Source organism: Rhizobium sp. 32-5/1 (genome assembly GCF_029537235.1).
Classification (GTDB): Bacteria; Pseudomonadota; Alphaproteobacteria; order Rhizobiales; family Rhizobiaceae; genus Pararhizobium.
The window spans coordinates 3147240-3171385 of record NZ_CP120638.1 but is presented as its reverse complement, the minus strand read 5'-3'; the positions used below and the strand labels follow the sequence as shown (position 1 = coordinate 3171385).

The following is a 24146-nucleotide window of genomic DNA, read 5'->3' as shown; positions in this document are numbered from 1 at the left end:
TACGATTGCGCAACGATTGTAAACAGGTTTTCCGGGCACACGGCACATGGCGCCATCTTATCGAGTCAACACCAGGACCTTCGTCCAGCGTCCGATAACGGTGCTGTGGCTGCTGGCAGGCTGCGCCTTCCTGTCACCCCTGCCGGCCGTCGCGCAGGCGTTTTCGCCCGTTACCGCGGATGATGACGACACGACGCTCACCCCCGTGACGGGGACGACGGCTTCCGCTGCGGGCACGACGCCTGCAACGACCGGAACCGCCGCGACCGATCCGACGGCGACGGCCTCGATCATCGATGACGGCCCGGATACGGGCCCTGCAGTCGATGAAGACCTCGGCCGGGTCAATCTCCGCGAAGGCAGCGTCGACGGCCTGCGTTCCAGCATCGATCCGGATCGCGACGAGGCACCAGGCATCGCACTTGGCACCTTCACGCTGAAGCCGTCGCTCAGCCAGACCTTCAATCACGAAACCACAAGAACCGGTAGCTCCAAGGAAAGCCGCTCTTATCTGGAAACCGGATTGAAGGGCACGCTGACCTCCGACTGGTCGCGCCACCAGCTGACGGTCACCGGCGAAGGCACCTGGCAACGCAATGTCAGCGGCGAAGGTTCGACCGAACCGACCGCCAATCTGGACGCGGAACTGCGCCTCGATATCAGCAACGACACGACGGGAACCCTGCGCGCAGGCTACCGTTTCGAGCGCGAGGATTCGAGCGACCCCAACGCCATCTCGGGCGCGTCGGTTCAATCGGGCATCGACCGCTACAGCCTCGGCGCCGGCATCGAGCGGGATTTCGGCATCTTGCGCGGCTCCGCCAAAGTCGATTTCGAGCGCTATGTCTATGGCAGCGCGGAGCTCAGCGACGGCACGGAACTGTCGCTCAGCGACCGCGACCGCAATGCCGGCACGGTGACAGGCCGCATCGGCTACGAGCTTTCACCGGCGCTCATTCCTTTCCTCGAGGCCTCGGTCGGCAAGTCGGTCTACGATCTGCGCCGCGACACGCTCGGCTTTGAGCGCTCCTACGACAACTATGCCGGACGCGCGGGCGTGGCGGTTGATCTTGGCGAGAAGCTGAACGGCGAGATCGCGCTCGGCTACGAGACCTATCGCTTCAAGGACAGCCGCCTTGACGATATCAGCGGCCTGACAGTGGACAGCAGCTTCAACTGGTCGCCACAGCGCGGCACCATCGTCACCTATGGTGTTTCGACCGGTATCGAGCCTTCGACGACGGCAGGGGAAAGCGGTGCGCTGGTCTATGCCCTGAACAGCGGCCTGACGCACGAACTGCGCTCGTCCCTGGTCGCCCGCCTGAGCAACAGCCTGACCTTCCGCAACTATCCCTCAGGCAGCGCTTCGGAAGACCAGAAGGTATGGCTTGCAGGCGCCGGTCTCAGCTGGGATATGACACGTTATCTCGCGCTGACGGGCGACATAAGCTACGAGCGCACGATGCAACAGACCGGCCCCTCCACCAACGTCGCCAAGATCGGCGTCGGTCTGACGCTGAAGCGCTGATTTGACGAAAAAGGCCGCGCAAACGGTTGTCAGCGCGGCCTTTCGTAAAATTTGGCAGAGCTGGCCTATTTCAGCGCAGCCATCAGCGCCTTCAACTGATCTTCGACGCCCGGACGGATATCGCCGCGCGACAGGGCGAAGGCGACATTGGCGAGGATGAAGCCTTCCTTCATGCCGCAGTCATAGGTTTCGCCACGGAAGTGATAGCCGGCAAACTGCTGTTGCTTGGCAAGCTTGAGCATGCCGTCAGTCAGCTGGATCTCGTTTCCGGCGCCCCGCTCCTGGGTTTCGAGAATGCCGAAGATTTCCGGTTGCAGAATGTAGCGGCCGTTGATGAAGAAGTTGGAGGGTGCCGTTCCCGCCGGCGGCTTTTCCACCATGGCGGTGATCTTGAAGCCGTCGCCGACCGCATCGCCGACGCCAACGATGCCGTATTTGTGCGCCTGCTCCGGCGCGCATTCCTCGACAGCCAGCACATTGCCGCCACTCTGTTCATAGAGTTCGACCATACCTTTCAGGCAGCCCTTTTCAGAGCGCATGATCATGTCGGGTAGGAGCACCGCGAACGGCTCGTCACCAACGATATCGCGCGCGCACCAGACGGCGTGGCCAAGCCCGAGCGGCGCCTGCTGGCGCGTGAAGCTCGTCGTTCCGGCCTTCGGCAGGATCTCGGCAAGGAGCGTCAGTTCGGCATTCTTGTTGCGTTCCTTGAGGGTCTGTTCCAGTTCGGTCTGGATGTCGAAGTAATCCTCGATGACCCCCTTGTTGCGTCCTGTCACGAAGATCAGATGTTCGATGCCGGCGTCGAGCGCCTCATCGACGACATATTGAATAACCGGCTTATCGACAACGGTGAGCATTTCTTTGGGAACGGCTTTGGTTGCAGGCAGAAAACGGGTGCCGAGGCCCGCAACGGGAAATACAGCCTTACGGACTTTGCGCTTGTCAGTCATTGACGTCTCCAGATCACGATCATGTGATTTAAAACAGAACATTTGGGTATCAACAGGGCACTATGGGAAAACTGCTATTTTTTTACGAATGAAGACGACACCGATTGTTCATGGTAAAGAATTTGTTGACTTCGTTTTTGTAGAGTTTCGGTTCTGAAGGCTATGGCCCGACACAGATAACCGAACAGCCTCATGCAGAATATGCGTGAAACTGGTTCCAAGACTGTAATTTTGCGCACTTTCTTCGTGCTGCGGCAAAGGTCGCGCCCTGGGGGTTCGCCGAGAAACGGAAACGACAGCTGATGATCAAGACCTGCACCACTTTTCTTCGCCGCGCCTCCACCGCACTCATGATCTCCGCAACCGTGCTGCTGGCAGCCCCTTCGGCACGCGCCGATGCCGGCTTCCAGACCTGGATCAACAGTTTCTACGCGACAGCCGCCAAGAGCGGTATCTCAAAGGCAACCTACCAGAAGGCTTTTTCGGGCGTGAAGACACCCGACCCGACCGTTCTCGAAAAAGCACGCTACCAGCCCGAATTCAAGCACAAGATCTGGGAATATATCGATTCACGCGTCAATCCGTATACGCAACGCATCGGCAAGGAAATGGCCGCGAAACATGCGCGGACTCTGGACGCTCTTGAGCGCCATTTCGGTGTTGACCGGACCATTCTGCTTGCCATCTGGTCGATGGAATCCAACTATGGCGCGGTGTTGGAAAAGGACGACCGGCTGCATTACGTGCCGCGCGCACTGGCAACGCTTGCCTATGCCGACCCGAAGCGGGCGAAGTTTGCAAAGACCCAGTTGATTGCGGCTCTGAAGATCCTCCAGAGCGGCGATATCACGCCGCGCGAATTGAACGGCTCCTGGGCAGGCGCCATGGGCCACACCCAGTTCATTCCGACGAGCTACCTGCTTTATGCTGTCGATGCCGATGGCAATGGCCATCGCGATATCTGGAACTCCGTTCCCGATGCACTGGCAACGGCTGCCAATCTTCTCAAGAAGAACGGCTGGCAGCCCGGCCAGACATGGGGCTACGAAATCAAGCCGCCGCAGGGGGCCGCTCAATATGCCGGCCAGACGAAGACACTTGCGCAGTGGGAAGCGCTTGGCTTCATGCGCCCGAACGGCAAGGGTTTCCGCAATGCCGGGCAGCGGGCCGAACTCAAGCTGCCGGGCGGCGCCGGTAGCCCCGGCTTCCTGATGACCAAGAACTTTTTGTCCTCAAGCGCTACAACGCCTCCGATTCGTATGCGCTTGGCGTCGGGCTTCTGGCTGACGAAATCGCCGGCTATGGCGGCATGCACCAGGCCTGGAGCCGACCGGACGGCTCGCTCGACATCAAGCAGAAGTTCGAGTTGCAGAACCGCCTGAAGGAACTTGGCTATTATGACGGCGAGGTCGATGGCAATTTCGGCTCCGGCTCCAAGGCTGCTATCCAGGCCTTCCAGAACAGAAACGGCTTGACGCCCGACGGCCAGCCGACACAAAATCTGCTGAAAGCCTTGCGCAATTAAACGCGGGGCCTGGTGCAAGTAAGACAAGCAGGCTGGACCGGACGATGACATCAGAAACGACGATCCTTCGGCGTCTTCACAAAATGTTGTCCGGTCTCATCATGCTGGCGACCATTGTCGCCATGATTGCGTTTCCGGAACCCACCTACGCGCAGGAACGCGTAGAGCGGCGCACCATCATGCAGATGCTCTTCGGACGCGCACCGCGGCAGGAACCGCGCGATTTCCGGCTCTTCGAAGATGAACCGGTTATCCGTAGACAACAGCAGCAGCCGAAGAAGACGCGCCAAAAGGCCAAGCCGCAGCCGGCAGCCGAGGCACCCGTCGTTGTTGAAAAACTTCCCGACGCCAAAACAGTTCTCGTGGTTGGAGATTTCATCGCCGGCAGTCTTGGCGATGGCCTCAAAACTGCGTTCGAAGCCACCCCGGGTATCGTCATCGAGACACGCGCGAACGGCTCGTCCGGTTTGGTGCGCGACGACTATTTCGACTGGCCGGCGATCCTGCCCAGTTATGGCGCGGAATTGAAACCATCGCTGATCATCGTCAGCATCGGCGCCAATGACCGCCAGCAGATGTCGATCGACGGGCAGAAGGAGAAATTCCGCACGGAGAAATGGCTTGCAGAATATACCCGCCGCGTCTTCAGCTTTGCAGCCCTCGCCCGCAGCCAGAACGTGCCCTTGCTGTGGGTCGGCATGCCGCCATTCCAGTCCGGCTCGATGACCGCCGACATGGTGACGCTGAACGGCATCTTCCGCACGGAGACCGAAAAGGCCGGCGGCGAATTCATCGACATCTGGGACGGCTTCGTCGATGAGAATGGCAAATTTGTGCTGACCGGATCTGATATCAACGGCCAGCAAGTCCGCCTGCGCGGATCCGACGGCATCAACCTGACCAAGGCCGGCAAGCGCAAGCTCGCCTTCTACGTCGAAAAGGACATCCGCCGGCTTCTCGGCGATGCCGCAGTCACCGGCAGCGATGCGCTCGGCGCTGGCGGGCTGAAGGATCTGGTGGTCACCGCCCCCGTGGTCAACGAAGAGATCATCAAGACCCAACCGATCAGCCTCGACGATCCGGCGCTGGATGGCGGCACGGCCCTCATGGGCGGCCCGATCGCCACATCCACCGCCGGAAAGAGCCCACGCGATCTTCTGGTCGAAAAAGGTGCGCTGGCTGAGGCTCCTGCCGGCCGCGTCGACGACTTCCGGCTGGCAAAACCCGAAACTGTGATCAGCAATCCGGTTATTCGCAACTGAGATAATCAAGTCTTAAAAGAAAAAAGCTGCGCGAGACACCTTGAGGGATGTTCGCGCAGCCTCGATTTCACCCAGGGACTTTTGTGACTACCTCGGCAGCACCGTCGAACCCATCAGGGCCTCGTCGATGGCGCGGGCGGCCTGGCGGCCTTCGCGGATCGCCCAGACGACGAGCGACTGTCCACGACGCACGTCGCCGGCAGCCCAGAGACCTTCGACCGAGGTCTTGTAGTCCTTGTCGTTGGCCGTGACGAAGGTGCCGCCGCGGCGATCCTTGCCGATCACAAGCTTTTCGCCCATGTCCTTCAACACGCTGTCTTCGCCCGGGCCGCTGAAGCCGATGGCGATGAAGGCGAGATCGGCCTTGATGACGAATTCCGTGCCGGCGATCGGCTTGCGGCGTTCATCCACCTGGCAGCACTTCACGCCGGTCAGAACACCGTCTTCGCCGACGAATTCGAGTGTCGCCACCTGGAACTCGCGCACGGCGCCTTCGGCCTGGCTCGAGGACGTCCGCATCTTCGTGGCCCAGAACGGCCAGACGGAAAGCTTGTCTTCTTTTTCCGGCGGCATCGGGCGGATGTCGAGCTGGGTGACCTTGACGGCACCCTGACGGAACGCCGTGCCGACACAGTCGGATGCAGTATCGCCACCGCCGACGACGACGATGTGCTTGCCACCGGCAAGGATCGGATCCGACGGCCAGCCGACGCTGTCGATGTTTTCGCGACCGACCCGGCGGTTCTGCTGCACGAGATAGGGCATGGCATCATGTACGCCGGCAAATTCGACACCGGGGATGCCGGCATCACGCGGCTTTTCGGCGCCACCGCAATAAAGCACGGCGTCGTGTTCGGCCTGAAGAGCTTCCATCGTCTTGTTGACGCCGACATTGACGCCACAATGGAAGGTCACGCCTTCGCCTTTCATCTGCTCGACGCGGCGGTCGATGAAGTTCTTCTCCATCTTGAAATCCGGGATGCCGTAACGCAGCAGACCGCCGGGCTTGCTTTCGCGCTCGTAGACGTGAACCGTATGACCCGCCCGTGCCAGCTGCTGGGCCGCCGCCATGCCGGCCGGGCCGGAGCCGATGATCGCGACCGACTTGCCGCTCTTCACGGTTGCCGGCTGCGGCACGATATAGCCCATCTCATAGGCCTTGTCGGCAATCGCCTGCTCGACGGTCTTGATCGTAACGGGCGCATCTTCCAGGTTCAGCGTGCAGGCTTCCTCGCAAGGCGCGGGGCAAATGCGGCCGGTGAATTCAGGGAAATTGTTGGTCGAATGCAGGTTGCGGATCGCCTCGTCCCAGTTGCCGTTGTAGACGAGATCGTTCCAGTCCGGGATCTGGTTATGCACCGGGCAACCCGTCGGGCCGTGGCAATAGGGGATGCCACAGTCCATGCAGCGGGCTGCCTGTTTCTGCACTTCCGGGTCAGACATCGGAATCGTGAATTCGCGGAAATGCCGGATGCGATCCGACGCCGGCTGATACTTTGCCAGCTGCCGGTCGATTTCCATGAAGCCTGTAACCTTGCCCATCGTAAATTCCTGATATCTATCCGAGGAGGCGCTCGCCCCGAGCGCGCCAGATGCACCCCCACCCTGACAACAGGGGTGCGTTATCACAGATCGACGGTTACTCCGCCGCAACGCCCATCCGCATGCGCTCCATTTCCTCAAGCGCACGGCGGTATTCGACCGGCATGACCTTGCGGAACTTCGGACGGAACTCGACCCAGTGGTCGAGAATTTCCTTGGCGCGCGGCGAGCCGGTATAGTGCAGGTGGTTCGAGATCAGCTGGTAAAGCCGCTCGTCGTCGTGGCGGGTCATATCGCCTGCGACATCCACCCGGCCCTTGTGCATGAGATCGCCGCCATGGTGATGCAGCTTCTCCAGCATGTCATCCTCTTCCGGCACTGGCTCCAGTTCGACCATCGCCATATTGCAACGCATCGGGAAATCGTCGCTCTCGTCAAGAACATAGGCAACACCACCCGACATGCCGGCTGCGAAGTTGCGGCCGGTCTGCCCCAGCACGACGACGACACCGCCGGTCATGTATTCGCAGCCATGGTCGCCGACACCCTCGACGACCGCGATGGCGCCCGAGTTGCGCACGGCAAAGCGTTCACCGGCGACGCCATTGAAATAGCACTCGCCTGAAATCGCACCGTACAGAACCGTATTGCCGACAATGATCGAATCCTTGGCGACGATCTTGGAATTTTCCGGCGGACGCACGACGATGCGGCCACCCGAGAGGCCCTTGCCGACATAGTCGTTGCCATCACCGATCAGATCAAAGGTGATGCCGCGCGCCAGGAACGCTCCGAATGACTGCCCGGCCGTGCCGCGCAGGGTCACGGAGATCGTGTCGTCCTTCAGCCCCTTGTGGCGGTAGCGTTTGGCGACTTCGCCCGACAGCATTGCGCCGGCCGAGCGATCGACGTTCTTGATCGCGACTTCGAAGGCAACCGGTGTCTTTGATTCCAGCGCCGGCATGGCCTTTTCGATCAGCGTGCGATCGAGAATGTCATGGATCGGATGGTTCTGCTTTTCGGTCCAGTAGGTCTTTTCCTTCGGCGCATCGACCTTGTGGAAGATACGGGAGAAGTCGAGGCCGTTTGCCTTCCAATGCGAGATCATCGCATCCTTTTCGAGCAGTTCGGAGAGGCCGATAATGTCGTCGAAACGCTTGGCGCCGAGCGATGCCAGGATTTCGCGCACCTCTTCCGCCACGAAGAAGAAGTAGTTGATGACATGCTCCGGCGCGCCCTTGAAGCGCTTGCGCAGGACCGGGTCCTGTGTCGCCACGCCCACCGGACAGGTGTTGAGGTGGCACTTGCGCATCATGATGCAACCGGCGGCAATCAGCGGTGCCGTCGAGAAACCGAATTCGTCGGCCCCCAGAAGCGCCCCGATGATGACATCGCGGCCGGTCTTCAGGCCGCCATCCACCTGCAGCGCGATGCGCGACCGCAGACCGTTCAGCACCAGCGTCTGGTGGGTTTCGGCGAGACCGATTTCCCATGGGCTGCCGGCATGCTTCAGCGATGTCAGCGGCGATGCACCCGTGCCACCATCATAGCCGGAGATGGTGATATGGTCGGCACGCGCCTTGGCAACGCCGGCGGCAACCGTGCCGACGCCGACTTCCGAGACCAGCTTGACCGAAACATCGGCTTCGGGATTGACGTTCTTCAGGTCGTAGATCAGCTGCGCCAGATCTTCGATCGAGTAGATGTCATGGTGCGGCGGCGGCGAAATCAGGCCGACGCCGGGCGTCGAATGCCGGGTCTTGGCAACCGTCGCATCGACCTTGTGGCCGGGCAGCTGGCCGCCCTCGCCGGGCTTTGCCCCTGCGCGACCTTGATCTGCAGCATGTCGGCATTGACGAGATATTCCGTCGTCACGCCGAAGCGGCCCGACGCGATCTGCTTGATCGCCGAACGTTCCGGGTTCTTCGACCCGTCATGGCGCGGCAGATAGCGATCCGCCTCCTCGCCGCCTTCGCCGGTGTTCGACTTGCCGCCGATCCGGTTCATGGCAATCGCAAGCGTCGTGTGCGCCTCGCGGCTGATCGAGCCGAACGACATGGCTCCGGTCGAGAAGCGCTTGACGATATCGACGGCCGGTTCCACCTCGTCGATGGCAACAGGCGTGCGACCGATGGTTTCCGCGCCCTTGATCGAGAACAGGCCACGAATGGTGTTCATGCGCAGCGCCGAGCCGTTCACCATCTCGGCAAACTCGCGGTAGCGATCCTCGGCATTGCCGCGAACGGCGTGCTGCAGCGAGGCAACCGCGTCAGGTGACCAGGCATGACCTTCGCCCCGCATGCGGTAGGCATATTCGCCACCGATATCGAGCGTGGTGCTGAGGATCGGATCGGACCCAAAGGCAGCCTGGTGGCGGGAAACCGTTTCCTTGGCGATGGTTTCGAGACCGATGCCTTCGATCTGGGTCGCCGTGCCGAAGAAATACTTGTCGACCAGTTCGGACGACAGGCCGACAGCATCGAAGATCTGGCCGCCGCAATAGGACTGGTAGGTCGAGATGCCCATCTTCGACATGACCTTGAGGATGCCCTTGCCGACCGCCTTGATGTAGCGATAGACGACCTCGCTGCCATCGACTTCCTTCGGGAATTCGCCGCGCTTGTGCATGTCGGTGAGCGTGTCGAAGGCGAGATAAGGGTTGATCGCCTCGGCGCCATAACCGGCGAGCAGGCAGAAATGGTGCACTTCGCGCGGCTCGCCGGATTCCACGACGAGACCGACCGAGGTGCGAAGACCCTTGCGGATCAGGTGATGATGCACAGCAGCGGTTGCCAAGAGCGCCGGGATCGCCACCCGGTCCGGGCCGATCTGCCGGTCGGAAAGCACGATGATGTTGTAGCCGCCCTTGACGGCCGCTTCCGCCCGCTCGCAGAGCCGCTCGAGAATGTCAGGCATGCCTTCGGCGCCACGCTCCACCGCATAGGTGAAGTCGAGCGTCTTAGTATCGAACCGATCTTCCGTGTGGCCAATGGAGCGGATCTTTTCGAGATCGCCATTGGTCAGGATCGGCTGGCGCACTTCCAGACGCTTGGCATGCGCCATGCCGGCATGGTCGAGCAGGTTCGGGCGCGGGCCGATGAACGAGACGAGGCTCATCACCAGTTCCTCGCGGATCGGATCGATCGGCGGGTTGGTGACCTGGGCGAAGTTCTGCTTGAAATAGGTGTAGAGCAACTTGGTCTTGTCCGACATCGCCGAGATCGGCGTATCGGTGCCCATCGAGCCGATGGCTTCCTGGCCCGTGGTCGCCATCGGCGACATCAGAACGCGGGTGTCTTCCTGGGTATAGCCGAAGGCCTGCTGGCGATCGAGCAGCGAAACGTCGCGACGCAGCGCCCGCGGCTCGACAGGCTTCAGATCTTCGAGGATCAACTGGGTGTTATCCAGCCACTGGCGATAGGGATGCTGGTTGGCGAGTGTCGACTTCAGCTCCTCGTCGGAGATGATCCGGCCTTCTTCCATGTCGATCAACAGCATCTTGCCGGGCTGCAGGCGCCACTTCTTGACGATGCTCTCCTCCTCGACCGGAAGCGTACCGGCTTCCGAGGCGAGGATCACGCGGTCGTCATTGGTGACGATATAGCGGGCCGGACGCAGACCGTTGCGGTCGAGCGTCGCGCCGATCTGCTTGCCATCGGTGAAGCAAACCGCAGCCGGGCCGTCCCATGGCTCCATCAGGGCCGCATGATACTCGTAGAACGCCTTGCGCTCCGGGTTCATCAGCTGGTTGCCAGCCCAGGCTTCGGGAATCAGCATCATCACCGCATGCGACAGCGGGTAACCGCCCTGTACGAGGAACTCCAGCGCGTTATCGAAACAGGCCGTGTCCGACTGCCCTTCATAGGAAATCGGCCAGAGCTTCGAGATGTCGGCGCCAAACAGCGGCGAGGAAACGGACGCCTGGCGCGCCGCCATCCAATTGACGTTGGCGCGCAGCGTGTTGATTTCGCCGTTATGGGCAACCATGCGGTAAGGGTGCGCCAGCTTCCAGGACGGGAAGGTGTTGGTCGAGAACCGCTGATGCACCAGGGCGACCGCAGATTCAAAGCGCGGGTCCGACAGGTCCGTGAAATACTGCGCGACCTGATAGGCAAGGAACATGCCCTTGTAGACGATGGTCTTTGTCGACAGCGAGACCGGATAAAAACCGGTATCAGCCCCCTGGAAGGCGTCGTAGATGCGGTTGGAAATAACCTTGCGCAGCGTGAACAGACGGCGCTCGAATTCTGCACTGGTCCCGGCATCGCGGCCGGCACCGATGAATACCTGAACGTGATGCGGCTCGGTTGCGGCGATATCCGGCGCCTTGGAAAGCGAGGCGTTGTCGACGGGCACGTCGCGGAAGCCGAGCAGGACCTGGCCCTCTTCGGAAACGACGTCGGTGATCACCTGCTTGAAATGCGCAATCTGGGCTTCGTCCTGCGGCATGAAGAGATAGCCGACGGCATAGTCGCCAGCTTTCGGCAGGGTCACGCCCTGAAGCGCCATCTCCTCGCGGAAGAAGCGGTCCGGGATCTGCACCAGAATACCTGCGCCATCGCCCATCAGCGGATCGGCGCCCACGGCGCCGCGATGCGTCAGGTTTTCGAGAATGAACAGGCCATCGCGAACGATCTGGTGCGACTTCTGGCCCTTCATATGCGCGACGAAGCCGACGCCGCAGGCATCATGTTCGTTGCGCGGGTCGTAAAGACCCTGTTTTTTCGGCATGCCGCGGAATTCAGGCGTGCTCTCGGCCGTCGCCGTCTGGCGCACGAGGTCGAGTTCTGCATCGTGGGATGGCGTAAAGTCCGTCATCGTCTTCCCTCCTGTTATGCCCGGCTCATCCGGGCAATCCCGCAGTCGGCATCTGCTTTCAGGGAGTTATCGTCCATGAAAGCCCGAACTGGCATTATCGTTGCATGATCCTGATCCGGTCGCAAATAAAGCATGGCTGCAGCCGGCAAGATTGTCCGCGACCTTTGTACACACCGGCATTGTCGAGCAGATGAAATGCACCCGCAGACGAAGCCGGGTTACGGCCGGGTGCCCGGCACGAGCGGGGCTTTTCCGGCGATTTCCGGTCTGGAGACCGAAATAGGACAGCAAGACTGTCCTATTTCATAGGCTCTATGCCAGAAAGCCGTTGGTGTCGCAAGGGCATTGCCACAAAATATTCAAAGTGTTTTTCGTAAACTTGCGGAAAATTGCCGAGTTTTGTAATTATATTTCAAAAGCGCAGCACATTCGTCCATTTGGTTTCAAAATGGTCTGAAAATGTCCTGTTGATACGATCAGACTTTGACCCTGCCATCAGGTTCATTATTGTCCGGGCACACCTCCAGACGACGCGGCTCGCGCCACAAAAAACAGGACATCGCCATGATTTTTTCCTCCGACAACTGGGCCAGCGCCCATCCGGTGATTGCCGAGAGCTTGGTCAAGGCCGCCGGCGGCTATGCCTCGGCCTATGGCACGAGCGACCTCGACAAGGCGGTGGAGAAGAAGCTCTCCGACATCTTCGAACGCGAGGTTGCCGTCTTCTTCGTCGGCACGGGAACGGCTGCCAATTCGTTGGCGATTGCCAGTGCCAACCGGCCGGGAGGCCACACTTTCTGCCACACCCATGCCCATGTGAACGCCGACGAATGCGGAGCACCGGAGTTCTTTGCCCACGGCAGCCGGCTCGCCCCCGTCGGCGGCCTTTTGGGCAGGATGGATCCGGAAAACCTGAAAGCCGAAATTAAGCGGACGATGAGCGGCGGCGTGCATGGCGGCCAGCCGATGGCGATCACGCTCACGCAGGCGACCGAGGCCGGCACCGTCTATTCGCTCGACGAAATCCAGGCGATCTCCTCGATCGCCAAATCCCACGACCTGCCGCTGCACATGGACGGTGCCCGCTTTGCCAATGCGCTTGTGACGCTCGGTGCAACGCCGGCGGAGATGACCTGGAAGAGCGGTATCGACCTTCTCTCTTTCGGCGGCACCAAGAACGGCTGCTGGTGCGCCGAGGCGCTGATCCTCTTCGATACCGCAAAGGCACGCGAGATGAGCTACCTGCGCAAGCGCTCCGCCCAGCTTTTCTCGAAATCGCGTTTCATCGCCGCCCAGTTCGACGCTTATCTGCGCGACGATCTCTGGCTCGACCTTGCTCGCCATGCCAATGCCATGGCTGCGAAACTGGCCGAAGGCATTGCGAAAACCACGTCCGCACGGCTCGCCTGGCCGACAGGCTCCAACGAACTCTTCGTCATCCTGAACGCAGCAACGGCAAAGACGCTGCAGGAGAAGGGTGCGGTCTTCTACGACTGGCCGGCCCCGCAGGAGGTCGTCGCGACCATGGCGAAGGACGAAGGCCTTTACCGCCTGGTAACCAGCTTTGCCACGACGGACGACGATGTCGGGCAATTTCTGGCGACGTGCTGATCTAACAGGCATGAAAAAAGCGGCGCCCGTCTGGACGCCGCCTCTTTCCGTCGAACCGTTTCCGGCGCTTAGTGGGCGCTGCCTTCGATCTGGGTCGCTTCGATCTGCTTTGGAGCAGACTGGGCAGCGACGATGTCGATCCGGCGCGGCTTTGCCGCTTCCGGGATTTCGCGCAACAGGTCGATGTGCAGCAGGCCGTGCTTCAGCGAAGCGGACTGGATTTCCACATATTCGGCAAGCTGGAAGCGACGCTCGAAGGCCCGCTTGGCGATGCCGCGATAAAGGAACTGGTTCTCAGTTGCAGCTTCTTCGCTCTTCTCGCCTTTCACCGTCAGCGTGTGCTCGCGTGCCTCGATCGAAAGCTCGGTTTCGTCGAAGCCGGCAACGGCCATGGTAATGCGATAGGTATTGTCGCCCGTCCGCTCGATATTATACGGCGGATAGGTCTGCGACTGGTCCGGCTGGCCGAGACTGTCGAGCATGGTGAAAAGCCGGTCGAAGCCGACCGTGGAACGATACAGGGGGAAAAATCAACGTGACGCATGATGTCCTCTTGAGAGCAACGGGTTTGCGTTTAAGGCTCTGCCACCCCAGTCAAAGGCTGCGGCAGAACCGGTGGTACGGCCCCGTCATCGGCGACCGTGATCAACAGATGGGAATTGATTTTCCCGGCTTCAAGAGGTTTTTTGCGAGTTTCTGCCAATCGATTTTCCTCTCGGATTAACCGCCGATGAACGGTCGGTTCGGCCCGCATTCAGCCTGCGCCCTTTATAACGACTGCATCGGGACAGAAATGTCCTGGCGCTGAAGTGAATGTCCCTTCTCCTTCAGCTTTCGAGGCCGGAACGGCACGGGCTTACCCGCCGTTTCCGGCCTTTTTTCTTTGACGCGCCGGTTTTCTTTGACGCGCCTAAGACCACGGCCTATCCCTTGGGGATCGAAACGCCAGCCAGATGTGCGGATAACTTCCTGCCGATGACAGACATCCTCTACTCCTCGACCGACAATCCACTACCAGGTCATGGGCCGGGCCAGAAACAGGGCAGCACGACGGCCGGCTTCTTCACCGGCGTCGGTGGCAAGCAGATCCGCTATGCGATCTTCCGCAGCGATGCGCAGGTCGCCCGCGGCACGGTGGTGCTTCTGCAGGGCCGCAACGAATCCATCGAGAAATATTACGAGACGATTTCAGAGTTCCTGGCCCGCGGCCTGTGGGTCGCCACGTTCGACTGGCGCGGCCAGGGCGGTTCGGACCGGCTCCTCAAACAGTCACGGCGCGGGCATGTCAGGCGTTTTGCCGATTACGAAGCTGATCTCTCGACCTTTCTCGAGCAGATCGTGTTGCCCGATACCCGCCTGCCCTTCTTCATGGTCGCCCATTCCATGGGCGCGCTCATTGCCCTGTCGCATGCCCCGCTGATGGCAAACCGTATCGACAGGCTCGTGGTCTGCGCACCCTTCGTCGCGCTCGGCGCACAACCCCTCGGCCAGGGACTGATCGGCTTTCTCGCAGCGACGGTGAGTTTCGTCGGCCTCGGCTTTCTGCCGCTGAAGCGTGATCGCGGTTCGCTGCCCTTCGAGAAAAACCTTCTGACCAGTGACGCCAGGCGCTTTGCCCGCAACGCGGCCTTGACGGCGGCGCAGCCACAGCTGGCTCTCGGCCCACCCACGGCACGCTGGCTGCATGAGACTTTCAAGGCCATCCGTCGTGTCACCCGGCGCGAACACCTGACGACAATCCGCGTGCCGACGATCGTGCTCGCCCCAACGCAGGACCGGCTGGTGCCGCATCTGGCGGTGGAAAACCTGGCCCGAAACTTCCGCGCCGGACACATGATACCCATCGACGGTGGCCGCCATGAACTGCTGCAGGAGGCCGACCATTATCGCGCCCAGGCCATCGCCGCCATCGAGGCCTTCATTCCCGGCAGCGACGATGACATGGCCGACCTCGCCGGTGCAGCCGAGTAGGCCGCAAAGCCGTGAATATCAGCCCTTGAGGATGGCGAGCGCCTGCGCATGAAGTGCTGCGCTGCCGGCAGCGACGATCTCGCCGCCCATTTCGGCCGGTCCGCCGTTCCAGTCGGTGATGATGCCGCCGGCTTGCTCGATCAGCGGAATCAAACCGCCGACATCATAGGGCTTCAGCCCGCATTCGATGACCAGATCGATATGGCCGGAGGCAAGCAGCGCAAAGGCGTAACAATCGCAGCCATAGCGCGCCAGCTGCACCTTTTCCTGTACCGTTTCGAAACGGGTCTTGATGTCGCCCTTGTAGAGATGCGGCGAGGTCGTGAACAGAATCGCTTCGGAGAGGTCGTTGCACGGGCGGGTCGCAATCACCTTGTCGCCGCCGGGGCCGCTGTAAAACGACTGTTGTCCATCAGCGAGGAAGCGTTCGCCGGTAAACGGCTGGTCCATCAGGCCCATGACGGCCTCGCCCTTGTGATAGAGGCCGATCAGCGTTCCCCAGACCGGCAGGCCGGAGATGAAGGCGCGCGTGCCGTCGATCGGGTCGATGACCCAGACATAATCGCGGTCGAGACCGACATTGCCGAATTCTTCGCCCAGAATGCCGTGATCGGGGAAATGCGCCTCGATCAGCGCCCGGATCGCCGCTTCGGCCGCGCGATCGCCTTCGGTGACAGGATCGAAGCCGCCGGCCTCCTTGTTGGCAACGCTGGTGCCGGTCCGGAAACGCGGGAGGGTTTCCGCCTTCGCGGCATCCGCGAGACGGTTGAAAAAGTCACGATCCGGCAGCATGAGAACCTCATTTTGAAGCATGGAGGGCGTTCAACCTGCTTAGACCATTTTTTTGAAAAGAAAAACAATCGCAGCAAAAACGAAAAAATATCGCACCAACGCCCGGAATCGCATCGGAGTCACCGCGGAATCGGATGTACGTCACTCAATCCCGATCAAAAATGCGAATTTTTGCTCCAAAACGCCAACAATGCTCACCCTGGAATCGGCCGCACCGCGAAGCCGCCCCGGTTTTTCGCTTGACAATGGTGCGCTGCAATATTAATTTTTGCTTACAGTCACTTGTGGCTGTAAATACCCTCCTTGGGTGTTTCCTCCCTAGACTTAGCCGCGCCACAGGCGCGGTTTTTTTGCCCTTTCGATGGCTGCCGATAGGCAGCGGCAAAGCTCGCCGGCAGGCTACGCCAAGCGCAACTCCATCTCTCACATCGTCTTGAAATAAATTATTCCGCGGCCAATGCCGTATGTTCGGGATAGCTCTCGACATGCAAAGCGAGCTTCGAAACGAACATCGCGATTGCCTGGGCAAGCTCCCCGAAACCCGGTTTCTTGCGCAGCGTCGCTTCATCGACATAGAGCCCGCGATTGATCTCGATCTGCAGGGCATGCAGCCCCCGCGCCGGACGTCCGTAATGCTCGGTGATGAAGCCGCCGGCATAGGGCTTGTTGCGGGCGACCGAAAAGCCGAGGTCCTCGAGCAGACCGACCGCCGTGCGCGACAGTTCGGCGGAAGCGCTTGTGCCGTAGCGGTCGCCGATGATGAAATCCGGGCGCTGGCTGCTGCCGGCCACGCGGATATTGCCAGGCATCGAATGGCAGTCGATCAGCACCGACAGGCCGAACTGCACATGGGTGCGGGCAATGAGCCGACGCAGGCAGGCATGGTAGGGCTTGTAGATTTCCTCGATACGCGTCAGCGCCTCCTCGACGGGGAAGCGCCGTGCGTAGATTTCCATGTTTTCGGCAACCAGCCGCGGCACGGTTCCAAGACCGCCGGCGACCCTGAGTGAGCTGATATTGGCATGCGGCGGCAGGGGACCGTCGAACATACGCGGGTCGAGTTCGTAGGGCTCCCGATTGACGTCGAGAAAGGCACGCGGGAAATGTGCCACCAGCAGCGGCGCGCCGAGATCCGTCACGAAATGGAACAGCTCATCGACATAATGGTCTTCGGAGCGGCGGATGGACATGGCATCGAGACGCGACTGGCTGAGAAAAGCCGGTGGATAAACCCTACCGCTATGGGGAGAATTGAAAACGAAGGGAATGCGCTGCGTTTCCGGCTCCAGGACCTCAAACAGGTCTTTTTCGCAGACGTCGCCCGCCATCTGAGCCCTTTTTTACCATGTCATAATGTGACTGCTTCGTGTATGTTGCCAGTTGGTGGCATCTGTGTCCATAGTCGATCCAGACCGGCGGCAGGGCTTGACCTCAAGTCTTCACCGGATATTTACCCACATGCGGTTTCATGAAGGCTCCGCAATTCCCAACATTTAGATGGAAGTAGCAACGGCTGAACCCATGAGTCCAAAAATCCTCCTTGCCGAAGACGACAACGACATGCGCCGCTTTCTCGTGAAGGCCCTGGAAAAGGCCGGCTACAAGGTGATGTCGTACGACAATGGCGCCAGTGCCTATGACCGGCTGCGCGAAGAACCCTTCTCCCTGCTCCTGACCGACATTGTCATGCCGGAAATGGACGGCATCGAGTTGGCACGCCGCGCAACGGAACTGGATCCGGATCTCAAGGTGATGTTCATCACCGGCTTTGCCGCCGTTGCGCTGAACCCTGATTCTGAAAGCACCGAAGGACGCAAAGGTCCTGTCGAAGCCGTTCCACCTGCGTGATCTGGTGGATGAAGTAAACAAAATGCTGGCCGCATAGCCTGCTGTGCAAGGCGTCCGGACGGTCACAAAACTTCCTGTCAAAAAGCCGATAAAAGCCTATTGACGCCATAAGAGGTTTTGTGATCTATGCGCCGACATCGGATGGGCGTATAGCTCAGCGGGAGAGCACTACGTTGACATCGTAGGGGTCACAGGTTCAATCCCTGTTACGCCCACCATCCTTTTCAAGGGCTTAGCGAGAAATCGCTGAGCCCTTTGCTTTTGGGCATGGTCGGTTCAAGGGCGCCACGGGGCGCTCAGAGCCCTCCTTCTGCCTCACACCGGGAATTCATTGCCCTGGCAATAGGGTTTCAGCATCTCGACCAGCGGCCCGAGGTTTTCCTTCAGGAAATAGCCCGCGACGTTGCGCTCGTAGGCCGCCTTTCGATCGACCGTGTGGCCGGAGGTCGTCAGCATGAAGACGATGCTGTCCTTTATACCGTCGTCCTCGCGCAGCTCGTCGAGCATGGAGATACCGTCCATCCGCGGCATGTTGATGTCGAGCAGGATCAGGCAGGGCTGTGGCAGCGCGGATTTGCCGCCCGTGCCGCGCAGCATGTCAAGTGCCTCGACGCCGTCACAGGCCTGATGTGTCGCGTTGGTGATATCGGCTTTGCGGAAGGCGCGTAAAACCGCCATCGTATCGATTTCGCTATCCTCGACGATCAATACATCAATGTTTTTCTCAGGCATAGCGGTGATGCTCCTCCCTCTGCCCAGGCTTTAAAGGCCGCGGCCAGCTGAATCGGAAACTGGCCCCCTTGCCCGGCTCCGATTCAACAGTGACGTTTCCACCGTGCATGCCAACAAGCTTGCGAATCAATGCCAAACCCATTCCGCTGCCATCTTTTTGCGATCGTGGTTTCAGAGTCTGGAACATGTCGAAAATTTTCGCGTGATATTTCGGATCGATTCCGGGCCGTCGTCACGCACAGTAAACACATAGCGCGGGCCATCCACCTCGACGTCAAGCTCGATCCGACCTGTCTCACCATCATGATGCCGGATGGCATTCTGGACGAGATTGTAGAAAATCTGCTGTAGCGGCATGCGCGGCATCGACAGCCGCTGAAACGCTTCGGACGCGTTTATCGTAAATTCTGCCGGAGGGGCGAGCAGCGCCAGGATATCCGTGAGCAGCACGCTGCCCTTGACGATCTCACCGGCCTCATCTGTCGCCTGCTCCATGGTGGAATAATCCAGCATGTCGCGCAGCAGCTTTTCCATGCGCTTGATCTGCTGTCGCAGTTTCTGCAGATGCTCGGCGCTTTGCGGGTGCAGCGTGCCGACCGAGTCCTCCTCGACCCATTGCGCCAAAATGTCGATGGAGCGCAGCGGCGAGCGCAGGTCATGGGCCGTCGCATAGGCGAAGCGTTCAAGGTCCTGGTTCGATTTCAGAAGCTTCTGCAGAAGGATCGCCCGCTCGGCGATGGTGCGCCGGCGCTGGGCCGTCAACCTCTCCACCTTGACGCGGAATTCCTCCATGGAGAACGGTTTGGCGAGATAATCGCCGACCCCTTCGCGCAGCATCTCCATCTTCAGCTGGTCGTCGGTTTTCGCCGTCAGCATCAATACTGGAAGGTCCTGGGTTAGGGATCGGCCAGCAATTGCCGCACCATCTCGTCGCCTGTCATGACGGGCATCATCACATCTGTGACGATAATGTCAGGCAGAAGCTGACGTGCCTTTTCTAGTCCATCCTTGCCGTTTGTCGCCACTTCGACGCGATAGGCATCCGAAAGCAGGCCGGCGATGTAGCCGCGCATGTCCGGATTGTCCTCGACCAGCAGGACCAGCGACGTGCCGATCGTCAGGGGTACAGGTTCGTCGGGGGCGGCGGCTGGCTGACGGCATCGACCAATAACGGTGGATCACCACCGCCATCGACAAGCGCTTCGCCATCCCGCACAACCACCCCGGCCGGCGCCTGCAAGGGCAGCTCGATGATGAATCTCGCGCCACCCAGCGGATTGGTCGTCGCACGGGCCTTGCCCCGGCAGAGGTTGACAAATTCCCGGACGATGGCAAGCCCCAGCCCAGTACCTCCCTTCTGGCCCGTATGCTCGCGATCCAGCTGGTAAAAACGCTCGAAAATCGCCTCCCTCGCCTGCGCAGGGATGCCCGGCCCGGTATCGTCCACAAGCAGGATCGCGCGGTCGTCGGTCTTTTCGAGAGAAACCCGAACCGTGCCGCCGGCCGGCGTGAATTTGAACGCATTGGACAGGAGATTGAGCACAATCCGCTGGACCTTCTCATGGTCGATATCCATGACCATGGGGACATCGGCGTCGATGTCGAAGCGGATGGAACGATCGCTCGCCACCGTTTCGAAATTCGCCGCCAGCAGTTTGACGAGGGGTGCAAGATCTGTCCGGACATAGTCCATCTCGAACCGGCCGGCCTCGAGCTTGGCGACATCGAGCAGGTTGCTCACCTGCTTGAGCAGGATGCGCGCGTTTCTCTGCACCATTTCGAGGTCCCGGCGCAGACCGGCGTCAAGCGCGGGTGCAGCCAGATGTTTGCCGACGGGCCCGAGGATCAGGGTCAGCGGCGTGCGCAGTTCGTGGCTGATATTGGCGAAGAAATGCGTCTTCAGCCGGTCCAGTTCGCGCAGCTTGCGGTTGGCTTCCCCAACCTCCTGGGCCCGCTGGAAAACCTCGGATTCCATTTTTCGGCACGGGTGCGCAACTGCTCATTGAGTTCCTGCTGTTCGGTGCCCCGGCGCTTCAGCCGGATAAACTCGGTGACGTCTTCAACCCGGTGGATGATGTAGGAAACCGCGCCGGCCTCCGTCAGCACCGGCTTGTTGAACGGGCTCCAGAAGCGTTCCTCGAAACCGCCCCCTTCCGAATCCGGCCTGCGGATATCGTATTGCTGTACGGCCATCGCATCCCCGCGGCCGGTCGCGACGACCCGCTGCAGCGATTCGCGCAGGTTGCGCACGCCCGTCGCTTCCGGATCGTTGGGATTGTCAGGAAATATCTCGAAAATTCCGCGCCCAATGATCGTGTCACGGTTTGTCTTGGTCGCTTCGAGATAGGCGGCACTGACGGCGACGATCGTGAATTCGCGCGTGAGGACGAGATAAAGGCCGGGAGCGGATTCAAACAGCGCCTGGTAGGCCCCGGCTGGCAGTGCGGTTTCGATCGTCAAATCAAATCACCTCTATTCCCGGTGTGCTCCGGAAAGTACAGTGCGACGGGTTGCACGTCGAGGTGTAACAATTGGCCTATGCGTTTATTCGCACGGGTGTCGATGGGCTTTCGCAACCGGAGCCTAACGTTCGGTGGCGCTATGATCGTGGTCAGTGGAACGGCAGTGTCACTGGTCCAGAGTTGGTATCGATAACGCTGCCCAGAATAAGTGATCAAATCGTGAAATCACCAAATCGAAACAGCCCTTCCCTTGTCATTCAGTTTCACCAACTTTGCGCGTCGAAGACAGTACGCGCGCAGTTGTTCATAAATATAAGACGATAAAATATAAAACCTGCGTATTCCGGTGAACGAGAAATGGTCTGTTTAGCTCTGCTCGCCGAAGCACAATCGACGAGATGATGGCAGGCACGGGTGGCTGTACCTGCCATCGTAAAGATCAGCGCTGCTCAATTGAAATAGATGCCGAACCTGGGATAGTGACGGCGATGGTGGCCATAACCCCGACGTCCGTCATGGCCGCCCCAATAGTCGCTGTTCCGGTGATGACGGCGATAGCCGTAGCTGCGGGAATGGTGTCGCTCGTAGCCATGGCGGTAATGGTTGCGGCGATGCCAGCGGCGATGGTTGACCGTCTCGGCCTTGGACTTCGTTTCGACCTGCACCGGCATCAGCGGGGCTGCCGTGACCGGAACTGCCGCTGTAAACCCGATACCGAATGCAATGACTGCAGCGCCGATGGCTCTAAACATTCTATACATAGTCGCTCCTTTCATAAGGGCGGAAGCTCTCAGGTGTAGTCGCGGGATGGAACTCACCATGACTTCAGCACGCCTATGCAGAAGGACGATTCATCCAGCTTTTTTATTCTGTATTTTGATAAAACTTGTTCCGCACATGCGATCTCTACTTAAAATTCAAAGAAAAAATAAACAGATTCAACATGAAGCCGAAAACACCGACAAACCCATTCCTTGTGAGCTTCGCCCGCTCGCGGATGAAATTTGCGCCTGCACTCTGCGGCCCCTACCCTTAGCACAGGCAAAAAGCGTGTTTTTCAGCCAGGTTCCGGTCAGGAATGGACGGTTTCGTGCTAGAGTGACAGTGACGGGCGGCCGCATTTGCGCTAGGAACCCCTGCAATCGCGCGGCGGCCGTAACTATCTGATCCGCCATCCACCCACGCGCTTTCAAGGAAGACGTCTATGCCAGTCTATCGCTCCCGCACCACCACCCATGGCCGCAACATGGCCGGCGCCCGCGGCCTTTGGCGCGCAACCGGCATGAAGGACGGCGATTTCGGCAAGCCCATCATTGCTGTGGTCAACTCCTTCACGCAGTTCGTGCCCGGCCATGTCCACCTGAAGGACCTGGGCCAACTGGTTGCCCGCGAGATTGAGGCTGCCGGTGGCGTCGCCAAGGAATTCAACACGATCGCCGTCGATGACGGCATCGCCATGGGCCATGACGGCATGCTCTATTCGCTGCCGTCGCGCGACCTGATCGCCGACAGCGTCGAATACATGGTCAATGCCCATTGTGCCGACGCCATGGTCTGCATCTCCAATTGCGACAAGATCACCCCCGGCATGCTGAACGCCGCGATGCGCATCAATATTCCTGTGATCTTCGTCTCCGGTGGCCCGATGGAAGCCGGCAAGGCGATGCTCAAGGGCAAGCTGCAGGCGCTGGATCTGGTCGACGCCATGGTCATGGCGGCGGACGAGCACTACACCGACGAGGAAGTCCAGGCCGTCGAGGAAGCCGCCTGCCCGACCTGCGGCTCGTGCTCCGGCATGTTCACGGCCAATTCGATGAACTGTCTGACGGAAGCGCTCGGCCTATCGCTGCCCGGCAACGGCTCGACGCTCGCCACCCATTCCGACCGCAAACGCCTGTTCGTCGAGGCCGGTCACCTGATCGTCGATCTCGCCCGTCGCTACTACGAGCAGGACGACGAAACGGCGCTGCCGCGCTCCATCGCCACGAAGAAAGCCTTCGAAAACGCCATGGCGCTCGACATTGCCATGGGCGGCTCGACCAATACCGTGCTGCATATCCTGGCCGCCGCGCACGAAGGCGGCGTCGATTTCACCATGGATGATATCGATGCGCTGTCGCGCAAGGTTCCGGTGCTCTGCAAGGTCGCACCGGCCAAGAGCGACGTGCACATGGAAGACGTGCATCGCGCCGGCGGCATCATGTCGATCCTCGGCCAACTCGACCGCGCCGGCCTGATCAACCGCGACGAGCCGACGGTTCACGCGACATCGATGGCGCATGCGCTCGACAAGTGGGACATCAGCCGCACCAATTCCGATACGGTCCGTAATTTCTTCATGGCCGCGCCTGGCGGCGTGCGCACCACGCAGGCGTTCAGCCAGTCCAACCGCTGGGCCGAACTCGATCTCGACCGCCACACAGGCGCGATCCGCTCCGCCGAAAGCGCCTTCTCCAAGGATGGCGGCATCGCGGTCCTCAAGGGCAACATCGCCATCGACGGCTGCATCGTGAAGACAGCGGGCGTGGACGAATCGATCCTGAAATTCTCCGGCCCCGCCCGCGTCTTCGAAAGCCAGGACGATACGGTCAAGGCGCTGCTCTCCAACGAGATCAAAGCCGGCGACGTGCTTGTCATCCGCTATGAAGGCCCGCGCGGCGGACCGGGCATGCAGGAAATGCTCTATCCGACGAGCTATCTGAAATCCAAGGGTCTCGGCAAGGCCTGCGCGCTGATCACCGACGGTCGCTTCTCCGGCGGCACGTCCGGCCTGTCGATCGGCCACGTCTCGCCGGAAGCAGCCGAAGGCGGCACGATCGGCCTGGTGCGCGAAGGCGATATGGTCGATATCGATATCCCCAACCGCTCGATCTCGCTCCGCGTCACGGAAAGCGAACTTGCCGCCCGGCGCGCCGAGCAGGATGCCAAGGGCTGGAAGCCGGCCAAGCCGCGCAAACGCAAGGTCACCCAGGCGCTCAAGGCCTACGCCGCCTTCGCCACCTCCGCCGCCCGCGGCGCGGTGCGCGATCTCGGCGAGTTCGAAAATATGTAGAAACGACAAGGCCCGCCTCTTCGCGAGACGGGCCTTTCTCTGGACGAAGT

Annotated in this window: 15 protein-coding genes, 1 tRNA gene and 4 pseudogenes; 8 read left to right on the top strand and 12 right to left on the bottom strand. The window is 60.3% G+C overall.

Features of this window, described 5'->3' with window-relative positions:
• Positions 1–46 precede the first annotated feature (46 nt).
• Complete coding sequence (locus P6U16_RS15860) at positions 47–1528, top strand: outer membrane beta-barrel protein (protein WP_277701348.1); 1482 nt, start codon at positions 47–49, stop codon at positions 1526–1528.
• Positions 1529–1593: 65 nt separating this feature from the next.
• Here the strand turns inward: P6U16_RS15860 and galU are convergent, their stop codons facing one another.
• Positions 1594–2481 carry a UTP--glucose-1-phosphate uridylyltransferase GalU gene (gene galU, locus P6U16_RS15855; protein ID WP_277701347.1) on the bottom strand — a complete coding sequence of 296 codons (888 nt, stop codon included), beginning with the start codon at positions 2479–2481 and terminating at the stop codon, positions 1594–1596.
• A gap of 302 nt (positions 2482–2783) precedes the next feature.
• On the opposite strand from galU, the pseudogene P6U16_RS15850 reads away from it, so the two are divergent.
• Together P6U16_RS15850 and P6U16_RS15845 are read left to right on the top strand one after the other, a co-directional pair.
• Positions 2784–4006, top strand: a pseudogene (locus P6U16_RS15850) (lytic murein transglycosylase).
• Positions 4007–4050: 44 nt separating this feature from the next.
• Positions 4051–5268, top strand: a complete 1218-nt coding sequence (locus P6U16_RS15845; RefSeq protein ID WP_277701346.1) for a DUF459 domain-containing protein — start codon at positions 4051–4053, stop codon at positions 5266–5268.
• 87 nt (positions 5269–5355) lie between these two features.
• On the opposite strand, the gene P6U16_RS15840 is transcribed toward P6U16_RS15845, so the two are convergent.
• Entirely contained in the window at positions 5356–6810 is a 1455-nt protein-coding gene (locus P6U16_RS15840; protein ID WP_277701345.1) for a glutamate synthase subunit beta, read from the bottom strand.
• A 97-nt stretch (positions 6811–6907) separates the two neighbouring features.
• A pseudogene (gene gltB, locus P6U16_RS15835) lies at positions 6908–11628 on the bottom strand (glutamate synthase large subunit).
• 564 nt (positions 11629–12192) lie between these two features.
• Between gltB and P6U16_RS15830 the strand changes: the two are divergent.
• Positions 12193–13239, top strand: a complete 1047-nt coding sequence (locus P6U16_RS15830; protein ID WP_277701344.1) for a low specificity L-threonine aldolase — start codon at positions 12193–12195, stop codon at positions 13237–13239.
• A gap of 68 nt (positions 13240–13307) precedes the next feature.
• On the opposite strand, the pseudogene P6U16_RS15825 reads toward P6U16_RS15830, so the two are convergent.
• Positions 13308–13783, bottom strand: a pseudogene (locus P6U16_RS15825) (Hsp20 family protein).
• Between the two features lie 431 nt (positions 13784–14214).
• Between P6U16_RS15825 and P6U16_RS15820 the strand changes: the two are divergent.
• Positions 14215–15210: an alpha/beta hydrolase gene (locus tag P6U16_RS15820; RefSeq protein WP_277701343.1), complete on the top strand. Its 996-nt coding sequence runs from the start codon at positions 14215–14217 to the stop codon at positions 15208–15210.
• A gap of 18 nt (positions 15211–15228) precedes the next feature.
• Here the strand turns inward: P6U16_RS15820 and hisN are convergent, their stop codons facing one another.
• Together hisN and P6U16_RS15810 are read right to left on the bottom strand one after the other, a co-directional pair.
• Positions 15229–16002 (bottom strand): histidinol-phosphatase, encoded by a 774-nt coding sequence (hisN, locus tag P6U16_RS15815; protein WP_277701342.1) that lies wholly within the window; start codon positions 16000–16002, stop codon positions 15229–15231.
• A 443-nt stretch (positions 16003–16445) separates the two neighbouring features.
• Positions 16446–17330: an N-formylglutamate amidohydrolase gene (locus P6U16_RS15810; RefSeq protein ID WP_277701341.1), complete on the bottom strand. Its 885-nt coding sequence runs from the start codon at positions 17328–17330 to the stop codon at positions 16446–16448.
• A gap of 193 nt (positions 17331–17523) precedes the next feature.
• Between P6U16_RS15810 and cpdR1 the strand changes: the two are divergent.
• Together cpdR1 and P6U16_RS15800 are read left to right on the top strand one after the other, a co-directional pair.
• A pseudogene (gene cpdR1, locus P6U16_RS15805) lies at positions 17524–17887 on the top strand (response regulator CpdR1).
• A 106-nt stretch (positions 17888–17993) separates the two neighbouring features.
• Positions 17994–18068 (top strand) — tRNA-Val (locus P6U16_RS15800).
• A 97-nt stretch (positions 18069–18165) separates the two neighbouring features.
• Here P6U16_RS15800 and P6U16_RS15795 read toward each other — a convergent pair.
• The 6 genes from P6U16_RS15795 to P6U16_RS15770 all read right to left on the bottom strand — a co-directional run bounded on the left by P6U16_RS15795 (position 18166) and on the right by P6U16_RS15770 (position 21805).
• The gene (locus P6U16_RS15795; protein ID WP_277701340.1) at positions 18166–18582 is read right to left on the bottom strand and encodes a response regulator; all 417 of its coding nucleotides are present in this window, start codon (positions 18580–18582) and stop codon (positions 18166–18168) included.
• A gap of 171 nt (positions 18583–18753) precedes the next feature.
• The gene (locus P6U16_RS15790; RefSeq protein WP_277701339.1) at positions 18754–19458 is read right to left on the bottom strand and encodes a histidine kinase dimerization/phospho-acceptor domain-containing protein; all 705 of its coding nucleotides are present in this window, start codon (positions 19456–19458) and stop codon (positions 18754–18756) included.
• Between the two features lie 20 nt (positions 19459–19478).
• Positions 19479–19655 carry a response regulator gene (locus P6U16_RS15785; RefSeq protein ID WP_277701338.1) on the bottom strand — a complete coding sequence of 59 codons (177 nt, stop codon included), beginning with the start codon at positions 19653–19655 and terminating at the stop codon, positions 19479–19481.
• A gap of 44 nt (positions 19656–19699) precedes the next feature.
• Positions 19700–20557, bottom strand: coding sequence for a HAMP domain-containing sensor histidine kinase (locus tag P6U16_RS15780; protein WP_277701337.1), 858 nt, complete (start codon positions 20555–20557; stop codon positions 19700–19702).
• Positions 20482–21042: a PAS domain-containing protein gene (locus P6U16_RS15775; protein ID WP_277701336.1), complete on the bottom strand. Its 561-nt coding sequence runs from the start codon at positions 21040–21042 to the stop codon at positions 20482–20484. The genes P6U16_RS15780 and P6U16_RS15775 overlap by 76 nt, the downstream gene beginning before the upstream one ends.
• Before the next feature lie 451 nt (positions 21043–21493).
• Complete coding sequence (locus P6U16_RS15770; RefSeq protein ID WP_277701335.1) at positions 21494–21805, bottom strand: hypothetical protein; 312 nt, start codon at positions 21803–21805, stop codon at positions 21494–21496.
• 443 nt (positions 21806–22248) lie between these two features.
• Here P6U16_RS15770 and ilvD point away from each other — a divergent pair, with 443 nt between their 5' ends.
• Positions 22249–24096, top strand: a complete 1848-nt coding sequence (gene ilvD, locus P6U16_RS15765) for a dihydroxy-acid dehydratase (protein WP_277701334.1) — start codon at positions 22249–22251, stop codon at positions 24094–24096.
• Positions 24097–24146 lie beyond the last annotated feature (50 nt).